The organism is Clostridium sp. D53t1_180928_C8 (assembly GCF_015667795.1).
Lineage (GTDB): Bacteria > Bacillota > Clostridia > Clostridiales > Clostridiaceae > Clostridium.
The window spans coordinates 1-13276 of record NZ_JADPEL010000065.1 but is presented as its reverse complement, the minus strand read 5'-3'; the positions used below and the strand labels follow the sequence as shown (position 1 = coordinate 13276).

The 13276-nt window shown below is 27.6% G+C and carries 10 protein-coding genes; all 10 read right to left on the bottom strand.

The genetic code is table 11. The features are described from left to right. Window positions 1-2691 (bottom strand): sugar-binding domain-containing protein (locus I4V51_RS19115; protein ID WP_195990030.1); only part of this gene is annotated, 2691 nt, incomplete at its 3' end. A 199-nt stretch (window positions 2692-2890) separates the two neighbouring features. Beyond that, a complete protein-coding gene (hydA, locus tag I4V51_RS19110) occupies window positions 2891-4279 on the bottom strand; it encodes a dihydropyrimidinase (protein ID WP_195990029.1) in 1389 nt (462 codons plus the stop codon). Window position 4280: 1 nt separating this feature from the next. Beyond that, complete coding sequence (locus I4V51_RS19105) at window positions 4281-5753, bottom strand: NCS1 family nucleobase:cation symporter-1 (RefSeq protein WP_195990028.1); 1473 nt, start codon at window positions 5751-5753, stop codon at window positions 4281-4283. 383 nt (window positions 5754-6136) lie between these two features. Further along, on the bottom strand, window positions 6137-7759 hold the full coding sequence (locus tag I4V51_RS19100; protein ID WP_195990027.1) for a HAMP domain-containing sensor histidine kinase: 1623 nt from the start codon (window positions 7757-7759) through the stop codon (window positions 6137-6139). Beyond that, complete coding sequence (locus I4V51_RS19095) at window positions 7746-8441, bottom strand: response regulator transcription factor (RefSeq protein ID WP_195990026.1); 696 nt, start codon at window positions 8439-8441, stop codon at window positions 7746-7748. Before I4V51_RS19095 ends, I4V51_RS19100 begins: the two co-directional genes overlap by 14 nt. Window positions 8442-8460: 19 nt before the next feature. After that, window positions 8461-9756 (bottom strand): ABC transporter permease, encoded by a 1296-nt coding sequence (locus I4V51_RS19090; RefSeq protein WP_195990025.1) that lies wholly within the window; start codon window positions 9754-9756, stop codon window positions 8461-8463. Further along, the gene (locus tag I4V51_RS19085; protein ID WP_195990024.1) at window positions 9756-10472 is read right to left on the bottom strand and encodes an ABC transporter ATP-binding protein; all 717 of its coding nucleotides are present in this window, start codon (window positions 10470-10472) and stop codon (window positions 9756-9758) included. Before I4V51_RS19085 ends, I4V51_RS19090 begins: the two co-directional genes overlap by 1 nt. Continuing rightward, window positions 10459-12057, bottom strand: coding sequence for an HlyD family efflux transporter periplasmic adaptor subunit (locus I4V51_RS19080; protein WP_195990023.1), 1599 nt, complete (start codon window positions 12055-12057; stop codon window positions 10459-10461). The genes I4V51_RS19085 and I4V51_RS19080 overlap by 14 nt, the downstream gene beginning before the upstream one ends. Before the next feature lie 141 nt (window positions 12058-12198). Beyond that, window positions 12199-12507: an iron chelate uptake ABC transporter family permease subunit gene (locus I4V51_RS19075; RefSeq protein WP_195990031.1), complete on the bottom strand. Its 309-nt coding sequence runs from the start codon at window positions 12505-12507 to the stop codon at window positions 12199-12201. Between the two features lie 48 nt (window positions 12508-12555). Then, entirely contained in the window at window positions 12556-13185 is a 630-nt protein-coding gene (locus I4V51_RS19070; protein WP_195990022.1) for a phosphate-starvation-inducible PsiE family protein, read from the bottom strand. Window positions 13186-13276 lie beyond the last annotated feature (91 nt).

Below are 13276 nucleotides of genomic sequence, written 5' to 3'. Positions count from 1 at the left end.
AAGCCATTGTGCCGGGTTACTATTTTTAATATTTGCAAGTTCCGAAGTACAAACTAAAATCTTTGATTCATTTACTTTTAATTCATATATTAATCCTAATAAATGATTTCTTTCAAAATTATCAATCATTTCTACAATTGGATCTATTTTAATATCATCTAAAATAGATAAACGTGAATTCATAACAATGTCCCACCATTGTGGTGTTGAATAAAATTCACATGGGAATTCCCTAAGTGCTGCATGATTCTCATTTATTAATAATCCCATAGTTCCTATAGGTAATGGTTTATTCATCCATTCTGAAATAGATTTAAACATTGGGTAACACCAAAAATCTGTACAATAAGTTCCTTCAATAGAGTTTATATTTTCTTCTACTTTTGGATAATATAAAATCTTTTTATCTTTTGAAATTCCAGCTAATACTTCTATTAGATCATTTGTAATAAGAATATCTTCCTTATTTGATTCTGGGACTGATGGATATATCCATAAATCATAATGATTTGAAATATTTAAATCACTAATTGTTAATTTAAATATATACTTTTGTGGAATTTTACAGTCTGGTAATTTAAAACTTATTTTAGCTATATTATTAACTCCAATCAAAAGTTTATTTATTGCTATTTCATTGATCCAAATTGACTCTGTATCAGATAAAAGTTCAGCTTTTATGCTCATAGACCTATTAATCTCTTTTTTATAATTTGTAAGTTTTACATTACATTCAAAGTTCTCTTTTGCATTCCATACATATTTTGAAAATTCTCCAAGCAATACACAATCGGAACAGAACTCTCTCCATTCTTCTGCGGATATAATTCCCTTATTATCCATAAACGCATCTAAAACACCCACTAAAGCGGTTCCTTGTCCACTAAAATCTTGTAAGTCTAATAATTGAAATCCTGCTAACTCATTACTTCTAAATGCAGTTTCTAATTCGGCTTTATAACATTCTGCTGCTAATTTACCTGATGCCTTAAAGTACATATCAGCTTTATCAATTAATCCCTTTTCCTCTAAACTCGTTTTAAATACTTCAAAGTTTCTTGCCTTTAATACTCCAGTATATTTATTTATTTCATTAAAGTTAGGAAAAGTTTCATATTGACCAATTTCATGTGATATAACCGGAACCTTAGGAATAAATTCCTCTGTATCAGACACTAATACCTCTTTAACACCAGTTCCATATTGAATTTGCTTAACTCCAACTTCACCTGCTGTACCCTTTTCTTTTATCGCTGGTCTTATAATTTCATCATAATTATGAACTGTATTTGGAGCATCTGTTTGAATATGACCTTGTGGAGCATCACACATTGCATATGAGCCTCTATATAGTCTATCAACTGAAAAACGAACTCCACTAAAGAAATCATCCTCTTCTAAAATACAAGGGGCCCATTGAAAATTATTACATCCTTGTACATAAAGATGTCTATTATCATATTCCTTATATCTTTTTAATATTGAGTTTAAAGTTTCCTTACTTCCCCATAATTCATTCCCTAAAGACATCATAACAAAAGAAGGATGGTTACCAAACTCATCTAACATTCTAAACCCTTCTTCAATTAAATAATCTTCCATTGCTTGATCATGATTTTCATCTTCTGGTGTAGTTATTGTTCCCCAAAAAGGTAGTTCAGGTTCCATATAAATACCAACAATATCAGCTGCCTCAAATGCTGCTTTAGGTGGACAACAAGTATGAAATCTATAATGATTAATACCATACTCCTTTGAAATATTTAAAACCTTTATCCAACTTTCAATATCTGTTGGAGCATACCCTGTAAGCGGAAAAATTAACCCATCATGTTTTCCTCTAAGGAATGTTTCTTGACCATTTATTAAAAACTTTTTTTCTGTAGTTTTAAATGATAACATACCAAAAGAATAAATATTTTCATTTATAGTTTGGCCATTTTTTTCAATCCTAATTTCCATTTTATAAGTATGTGGATTATATTCACTCCAAAGCTCTACATCATTACTCATAAAATATTTAACTTCAAAAGCGTTATTATTTATATTAAAGACTTGCTTTTCAAATTCTTTATTATCATCAAAAGCTTTTAAATAAATCTTTTCAATATTATCACCTAAAATAGTACCATTTACTAAAACAGTTTTATCTTTTATATTAGGATAAAACTTTACATTTGAAAGTCTTGTATTATTCGTTATATTAATAGAAACTTCTCCAGTTATACCATTCCAATTTGTTTGAGTATCTGCCGAAGTCATATGTCCACCTTTTGTTGGATAAGAAGTATTATCAACCATTATAGTTATCTTATGTTTGATATTGTTTACATAAGGGGTGATATCATAACGATGAATTCCACATAAACTATTATATGTACCTACATACTTATCATCTATCCATACATGTGTTATTCTTGTTCTTTCCATAATCAATTCTATATAATTATTCGCATTATTTTCAGGAAACTCTACTTTCCTAGAAAACCATGCATAACCTTCAAATCTATATAAATCAGTTAAAAATTCAACTTCATTATCAGTGTTTATTTTTCCTTTTTTTGCTTCTGAAGTTGTTGTTGGTAATATAATTGTATCAATTAAATCTTTTTTAAATAGTTCTTTTCTAACTCCTAATTTTTCACCATCTAATTGAAAGTTCCATTCACCATGTAAGTTAATTTTAGTCATCTCTTTTACCTTCCCCTTATATAAAGTTAAATTTTAAAATAATTACTTATTTACTTTCATAACTATTATTCTGTAATAGTTATCTCATTATACTATTTATTCATTTATTTAAATACCCTAAAAATATCATATAAATTATAGTATTTTTTATATAAAAAACTACAGCTATTTAATACTAGCTGTAGTTTTGATATATATTCTATTTTTCCACTAAACTACTCTTATGCCTCTTAATAAACTTACCATTACCCTTCTTACCAACGAAACTTCCACTAGTATATAATAATTCGCCTCTTTGCATAACAAGCTCAATTGAACCATTTATTTCTCTCCCCTCATATCCGCAGTAATCTACACTGCTATGCATATTACTAACGCCAATTCTCCATTTTTTATTTGGATTTATAATAACAATGTCAGCATCACTATCAGGTATAATTGATCCTTTCTCAGGATAAAGTCCATATATTTTAGCAGGCTTAGTAGACATAACTTCTACAAATTTTTCAATAGAAATTTTATTTTTCATAACTCCTTCGGAAAACATTAAAATCATTCTTTCTTCAACCCCTGGAAATCCCATAGGACATGTTGTAAAACTATCTTTTCCAAACTCAAGTTTTGTTTTAAAATTAAATGGACAATGATCAGTAGCAACTACATCAATAATTCCATTATTAATACCTTCCCATAATGCTTCACAATCTTTTCCTTTTCTAAGAGGTGGTGACATAGTGTATTTTAAACCTTCAATATCATCCTTGTACTTCTCATCAGTTAACAATAAATATTGAGTACAAGTTTCAACAAAGACATTCTTTTGCTTTCTTTCATCTATTTTTATACATTCTTTTAATCCTGCTTCACTTGATAAATGTACAATATATAAAGGCGCATCTTCTAATATATCTGCTATATATGATATTCTACTAATTGCTTCAGCTTCACACTCTTCTGGCCTGCTCTTTCCATGATATTGTGGAGTTAATAACCCCTCTTTAGAATATTTTTCTCTTAAATTATTAATAACTCCATCATTTTCAGCATGTACAGCAATTATCATACCTAACTCTTTAGCTTTCTTCAAAACATCATATATACCTGAATCATCCAATTTATCATCATATGTCATATAGATTTTCATACTTGTAATTCCATTATCAAAAAGTTCTTCCATCTCTTTAAGAATACTCTGATTAACATGTTGAATTACTCCATGGAAACTATAATCTATAGCACTTTTATTTTCGGATAATTTATGATACTCATTAATTTGATGATGCAAACTACATTCTTTAGGACCAAAGGCAATGTGATCAACAATAGTAGTTGTCCCTCCACATGCGGCTGCTATGCTTCCAGTATAATAATCATCTACAACTCTATGATCTCCTGCCTGAAGATCAAAGTGGGTGTGAACATCAATTCCTCCAGGTATAACATAACATCCTGAAGCATTGATAATTTCAGTTCCTACCTCATCAATATGATTTCCTATTGATGATATCTTTCCACCCTTTATTAATATATCTCCATTAAACTTACCCATCTCTGTTACTATAATTCCGTTTTTAATTAATTTATTCATTTTAACTCACCCCATTTTTTGTATTTATATTTTTATATTTACTTATTACTGAATATAAGATAAATGTTAAAATACATCCTATTAAATAAGAGCTATCATAAATCCATTCTAATTCATTAATATATTTACATATAAATATAAACAAAGATACACAAATTAATATACTTATAGCCGAAATATTCCACCCATTATTATAATAGTACAATCCCTTATCTTGAATATATAAATCTGCTATTTTCAATTTTGTCTTATATTGAATCCAATATGATGCCATACATATTCCAGTAATGGGCCCTAATAAAACAGCTAATGTACCATTGATAACATATACATAACTATTTGGATTAGCCATAAGCCTCCATGGCATAAATAGTACCCCGATTACCCCTACAATAATTATTGAATTTTTATAATTTAAATATTTGCTAAATATAGTTGAAAAAATTACGCCTGCTGATGCAAGATTGCAAGCAACATTAGTTGTTAATGTTGCAAGTATTATAAATAATGAGAAAATAATAACTATTATCGGATTAGAAAATTGTGATACTAATACACTTGGATCCCAAAAGGCTTCACCAAAGGCAATCTCAGATCCTGCAGTTCCACAGATACCAACAAACACTATAAATGCAGTCATAATAGGTGCACCTATAAGTTGTCCAATTGCTTGTGCCTTTTGAGTTTTTGCATGTCTTGTAAAATCTGAGAAATTTAACGCTATGGTAGAATCAAATGCTATCATTGCCGTTAATGAAGGGAAAAATAACTTCCAAAAATCAGAATTATTACTTCCTGCAACCTTTGTACTAAATATTCCATCAAAGCCTCCGCAAACATATAATGCCCATATAATAACTATAGTGCTCAATATAAGTAATACAGGAGCTGAAAAATCTTCTAAATATTTAATCCCCTTAGAGCCATGATATCCTATATAAATATTAAATAAAATAAATATAATAAAGCTTATTATTCCATGCAAAGTAAAATTATTCCATATAGGTATTATTGCTCCTATTATTGAATCTAATGCAACTCCTCCTACCCAACTTTGAATTCCAAACCATAAACATCCCATAAATGCTCTAATTAAGGTTGGTATAGATGTTCCATTTGGTCCAAATACCATTTTTGAAAGAACTGGAAAGCTGGCTCCATACTTTGTACCAAAATGCCCTAATAATATGGATGGAATTAATACCAAAGTATGGCCAAGGATACATACAAAAAATGCTTGATACCATGTCATTCCTACTGATAATAAGCTACTTGCCATCATATATACTGGAATTGATACTAATATCCCAGTCCACAAATTAATATAATTTTTAGTTGACCATTCTCTTTTATTTTTTGGTATTGGTTTTGTATCATCTGTAAGCATATTTTTTGAAGCTTTTATCTCATTAATATCACTTTCATTTAATTCAATAAATTCATATTCCTCTTGAAAGTTTTTATTTAAACTCATATAATTTTCACCTCCAATACTTCACCAATCTTTAGTAAACGTTTACCAAAGGAGATTATTGATATACCTTCAAATCTCATAATTTTCCTCCCTATATATTTTAATTTAATACCATCATAATATATACTAGCAATTTTCATGCCATATATTTAAATTAAAATAACTTAAAACACACTATTTTTATAGTTTAAAGCTATATAAAAACTAAAGAGTTATCAAAATGATAACTCTTTTTCTCATTTTGATAACTCTATTATACCTTATATTTACTTATTATTTGTAAGTCTAACCATTATTTAATTATCATAATGATAACCTTTTTATAACTAAAGTTGAAACATCTTATTTAAATATACCATATCTAATAAATTATTAATATAATTCTATTTAATTAAGTTTATTTCAAAAATAGTTACATATTTACTATCACTAGAAGACTTTAACTTAATACTCCCACCATGCATCTCTACAATTGTCTTAGTTATTGCAAGTCCTAATCCTGAACCCTGTCTTGTATTTCTTGATTCATCTCCAACTATAAATGCTGAAAATATATTATCTCTAATTTCCTTTGGTATTCCAGAACCATTATCTGCAATAATAATCTTGTAATTATTGTTAACTTCCTTTAATTCAACATAAATTTCAGTTCCAGGAGGGTTATGCTTAATACTATTTCCTAAAATATTATCTAAAACCCTTTGAAACTGTATTTTATCAAGCTTAAATTCTAACAGCTTTTCCGGAATATCAACCTCTATATTAAATCCATTATCCAAAATCTCTTCATATTTAGAAGCAACATATGCTCTTAAATATTCTGATAAATCTACAGTTTCAAATACTAATTTAAAATCAGGATGCTCTAATTTACTATATTCATAGAAAATATTAATAAGATCTGTTAATTTCTTTGACTTAGAGTAAATAATATTAAAATATTTTTTATATTCCTCTTCTGATATTACTCCATCTGCTAGGGCCTTAGCATACCCTTGAATTGTAGTAATAGGTGTCTTTAAGTCATGTGAAATATCAGCTAACATACTATGTTTATCTTTTATTAACTTATTTCTTTCTAATTCGCTACTTTCAAGTTTATTAACCATAACATTAAAACTATTACAAATATCAACAAATTCCTTAGGCCCAGAATAACTTAAAGGTTCATTGTTTCTCCCTTCTGATAAAAGATGCATCGCTCCATTTAATTTATATAAGGGAGCTTGAACTTTCTTTTTTAAAAGTATTCCAAAAACAATAATACATATAATACAAGCTAGTAAAAATGACAAAAGTGAAAAGTTAATTAATTTATCAATTTTTCTATAAAAAATATTATAATCAATATTTTTTTCTTTTATAACTACAGTTCTATTTTTCCCTTTATTATTTATATAAGTGTACTTACTCAATGTGTAATCCTTAGGATAATTTTGTGTTAGATAACCTAGTTCTTTTTCTGTATATTTAGAATTAGCATTACTCTTACCAGTTGAATCATAAAACACATTTAAGTCACTATCTAATATTTTAAACCAACTATTTTGTTGATCATAATAAACATCCCCATATTCATCAAAAGCATATTTATTTGATATTAATAGTTTATACTCTTCATTATTTTCATTTACGAACTCATGTATACTTATATCATTATTATAACAATTATAGTTTGGTATAAAATCAACTTCTCTTTTGGTATAGCTATCTTTATTATCATTTTTATTAGAATTAAATATAATATTGTTATTCTCATCTAATATTTCAACTACTCCATTAATACCAGCAATTTTTTTTATATTTAATTTATTAAAATTTTCTTCACTAAGTATTACCTTTTCTTTATCAGTTAATCCTAATGAAAATGTATATGTTTTTTCTAATATTAAGTTAGCTATTGAACTTATAATTATTCCACAAACCATTACTATAACAGTAAAAATCACATAATATTTTATTAATAATAAAAATATTCCACCTTGTTTCCTTTTACATTTTTTCAAATTTGTAACCTAACCCCCTAACAGTCTTCACATAAATAGGATTTTTAGAATCTGACTCTATTTTTTCTCTAATTCTATAGATATGAACCATTAGAGAATTATCATCACTTTGATAATATTCTCCATTTATACATTCGTATATTTGTGCTTTAGTAAAAACTCTTCCAGGTTTTTTCATTAATAAAGCCACTATCTTATATTCTGTTGCTGTAAACTGTATTTCCTCTCCATTTTTTTTTATAATTCTAGCGTTATCATCTAAAGTAATTTCTCCAAGAGTTATAATATTATCATTTTCAATATTTTCGACCTTAAATTCATAACTTCTTCTTAAAAGTGATCTTACCCTTGCAAGAACCTCTAGTGGATTAAAAGGCTTAGTTAAATAATCATCAGCTCCTAAATCAAGCCCTAGAATCTTTTCACTATCTTGATTCTTAGCAGAAAGAATTAAAATTGGTATTTGTGTTATCTCTCTTAATTTTTTAGTAAGTTCATATCCATTCATTTTAGGCATCATTATATCTAAAATAGCCAATGAAATATCATTTTGCAAAACTTTAGCAAAAGCTTCTTCCCCATCACTTGCTAAAATTAATTCATATCCATCCTTTTCTAAATATAATTTTAATAACCCAACAATATCCTCATCATCTTCAGCAATTAAAATTTTATTATCCATATTATTTTCTCCTCATACATTATTCATATCTTAACGCATCAATAGGATTTAATTTAGCAGCTTTGCTTGCAGGATAATACCCAAAGAATACTCCAATAGCCATACAAAATCCAACTGCACCTAATATTGCACCTACATTAGGTTTAACCGTATATCCCATGATACTTGCTCCTGTTGCCCCTAGAATAACTCCTATTATAATACCTATAATACCACCAAATATACATATAATTATAGCCTCAACAATAAATTGAATTAAAATTACTCCTCTACCAGCACCTAATGCTTTACGAACTCCTATTTCCTTAGTTCTTTCAGTTATTGAAACCATCATTATATTCATAACACCAATTCCACCAACCAAAAGTGAAATTGCAGCAACTGCACTTATAGCTAGTTTAACACTATTTATCATCTTATTTGTAGATTTCATCATAGATTCCATACTATATCCCACAGGAGCTATATTTTTATTTTTCTTATACTTATTTGCAAAAAATTCATTACTTTTATTTAATACTTCTTCAACATTAGCATCATTACTAGGAAGTACTGTTAAAGAAGTATATCCCATATTATTATTTTTTGCAACAGAAATTGGAACATATGCACTTGTTGTTGTTTTTTCTTTTTTCGAAGTTGCTCCTAATGCTTTACTTCTATCAAATTTATACACTCCACAAATATATACTCTAACCATATTATTTCCTATTGTCATTTCGAAACTCTTACCTAAAACATCTTCATATGAATACTCTCCACCAAAATAGTCATCTACAAATACATCACTAACTACCGCTAGTTTTCTAATATCACTTATATCTTTATCTGAAATTACTCTTCCTGAAATAATATCTATATTTTCTACTTTAAAGTAACCACTATTTACTCCATATATATCAATATTTGCTTTATTTTTAACATTTTTAAGCTTATTATTTCCGACATTTTCAGAAATAGATACTCCAGCTATTTGACTTCCTAATGTTTTTTCATAATCACGTATCATATCGTCAGTAATATAGTCCTTTTCTGTTGGTTCAACATAATTATACATCTCTGTATCATTAATTCCAAAAGACTCATTACCTTCATTTTGTTGATAATTGCTTTTTTGCTCCAAGTATATACTTATATTCCTTGCTCCAACACCTGACATTTCATCTGTTATAGAGCTTGCTAATGAATCACCAATTGTTACAATTGTTATTACTGAAGCTATCCCAATTATTATTCCAAGCATAGTTAAAATGGAACGTAGTTTATTTGCAAGTAAACTACTTATTGATAACTTAATATTTTCAATTAATCCCACTAAAGACACCCCCCTTCTCTATCATCTATAACATGTCCATCTTTTATTGTAATTACTCGAGGGCATTCTTTCGCTAATTCCTTACTATGAGTTATAAGAACTATTGTTTTATTTTGTTTTTTATTTAACTCATGAAAAATATCCATAACAATACGGCTTGTTTCACTGTCTAGAGCCCCTGTTGGCTCATCAGCTAAAATTATAGAAGGATCATTTACAAGACTTCTAGCAATTGCTACTCTTTGCTTTTGACCACCTGAAAGTTCATTTGGTTGATGGTGGCATCTTTCATCCATCCCTACTTTTTCAAGGAGCTTCATTGCCCTTTCAGTACGTTTTTTATTAGGTACTCCAGCATAAAGCATTGGTAACTCTACATTTTTAAGAGCAGATGTTCTTCCTATTAAATTAAAGTTTTGAAAAACAAATCCTATTTTTTGATTTCTTATATTATTCATATCCTTTTCTGAAGCCTTTTGAACGTTAATTCCATCTAAGAAATATTCTCCTTCAGTTGGCTTATCCAAAACTCCAATAATATTCATCAAAGTAGATTTTCCTGAACCTGATTCACCTACAATAGCAACAAATTCACCCTCATATATTTTTAAATCAATTCCATGTAGAATTTCTAATTCGTTTGGTTCACCTATATAATATTTCTTGATTATACTATTCATTTCAATAAGGGGTTTTTTTATTTTAAAATCCTTCATTTATAACTCCCTCCTGATCATTACTAATAGTATCATCTACTCCTCCTTCACTCTTAACACTGCCTTCATCTGCTATAGCCTTAATTTCTATACCTTCTTTTATTCCAGTACCACTAATCTCAACATAATAATCATTTTTTCCGCCAATAGTTACTGCTACTTCTTTGAAAGTACCATCAGCCTGCTTTACTAATACTGAAGCATTACCATCAATATCCTTAACAGCATCGATAGGTGCTAAAATAACATCTTTTTTACTTGAAATAATTATTTCTGCTTTTGCATTTGTCCCAATAAACATACCTTGTCCATTTTTTATAGCTATTTCTGCGGAAAATCCACTTCCGCTATCTCCACTATTAGCTATAGGAGATATTCTTACAAGTTCCCCTTGAACCTTATCTTTTAATGTATCACTAGTAATTGAAGCACTCATCCCTATACTAACCTTTTGAATATCGTATTCAGGTATATTTATTGATAAAATAAGGTTATCAGTAGATTGAATTGTTGCAACTGCTCCGTCAGTCATGCTTCCTACATTTACTTTAAGTTCTGTAATTTTACCGCTAGTCTCAGCCTTTAATACTGTACCATTTAATTTTTTCTCAAGTTCTTTTAACTCTTCATTATTATCAACCTTTTGTATTTGTTTATATGCTTCATTTGCATTTGCTTGTAATGATTCTAATTCTGTTTTTTCACTATTTAGTGAAGTATTTTTACTTGATACTGCTTCATCATATTGATTTTTTACATTATCTCTAGCACTAACTTTTTCATTATATGTCGATAAAGCTTCATTGTATTTACTAGCTATACTGTCAAAATCATAAATTCCCTTAGCCTCTTCTAATTCTGTTTTCTTTTTTTCTAGCACCTCACCAGCTTCAATATAATTTTTATATTCTTGTGATTCATTACTTCCACCACTTCTTATCCACGCTTCATAATATTTCTTTTTATTATCTTGAGCATTGTCAAATTCATTTTGCTTGCCTTTTAAACTATTAATCACACCATCGTATGTATTTTTTATATTACTTAAAGTTGTATTATAACTATTTAATTCAGCATTAACTCTATCTAAATTGCTTTTAGCTAATTCAATTGCCTTACTTAAATTTTGACTATTCTGTGATTGTGTATTTTTTAATGTATTTATTTGATTTAATATCTTATTGTAATTTTCTTGTAATACTTGTTTTTCTTCACTTATAGCTTTCTTCTTATTTTCAATTTCTTTTACAATATCACTATCATCTAAAATACAAATTACATCACCAGCCTTAACTATATCCCCAACTTTAACATTTACAGCTTTAACCTTAGCTGCAATAGTTGATGATACATTAGATACCTCTCCACTTTTAACGTTTCCACTTACCATTATAGATTCATTAATATCACCTTTTTCAAGTTTAACAGTTCCTTCAAACTCTTCAAATGCAACTTCTTGTTTATTACCTATAATTTTCCCTTTAACAAAAATTACTCCACCACCTATAACAAATGCTGAAATAACCACTACAACTATTGCCTTCTTATTCTTTAATATTAATTTTTTTATATCAAATCTTTTCATACTCTACATCCTTTCAGTTTTTATATGACAATTGTAGAGTATGAACATAAAAATATTATTTCTAAATTCTTAATATCACCTTAATATAAATTTAAAATAAAATGAGTATATCATAAAATCATGATATACTCCTAAAATACCTTATTTCTTTTTAATTATTAAATATATAAATAATTGCACTCCAACAATAGATGTTATTACTCTTCCATAGCTAATAACATTGAATTTCCATCCATTACAAATTATTAAAATTAAATATATTATACTACTAATAGTTATTAATATAATTCCCTGTATTTTTATATTTGATAAAGATACCATTATCCCAAATACTATTTTCGGTAAATCCTTAATATTACTCATATATTTTAATAATGATACTAACACAGAAAATAAATATCCTACTGCAACGCCACGTAATATTAAATTTCTAGATGAATATTTTGTAATTTTAGAAAAATAACCATGATAACTTAAAAATTATCATGGTTATTATGATTACTTAATATCTTTTTTTATAGATCTAATTACTTCAACTCTTGTAATTACATTATTTTTTATTCTTTCTACCTTTAAAGCAAACCCTTTATAATAAATGCATACACCAGTTCCTAGCTCTAATTTTCTAGCATCTATTTCCTTTAAAAGAACATCCTCTAATGTATCTTCTTTATTATCATATGGAATTTCAATATGTTCTAATAGATTTATTCTTTTTACTCTCTCACTACCTCTATAAATAGTCTTATCTATTTCATCAAAATTGTAAAATAAATACTTTCTAATAGCAAATAATGCTCCAATTGCTATTATTCCTATTAAACTTTGAAAAATAGACATATGTTCTACAATTAATTGCCTAGCAATTGCAAAAAGTAACACTTCTATTACTGTTTGTGGTGTATGTTTACATAACATTTTTATAAACTCTATTCCTATAACAAAGTTAAATGCAGTTGATAAATAGTTATTAAATGCATCTAAACGATTTTGAGCTGTAAACATAGATGTTAAGTCAAAAATTAAATATATAACTGATATGGCAATACATATAGCCAAAAGTACGCTTATTATAGTTTCTAGTATATCTGCAAATTTCATTACTTTCTCTTTTATAAATTTCTTCATTTGGTTACCTCTCCTTATTAATATTAAATATAGACAATTTATGTTTTTAAGGATTTAATTATATCTTAATCATTTATATGTAATCAACACC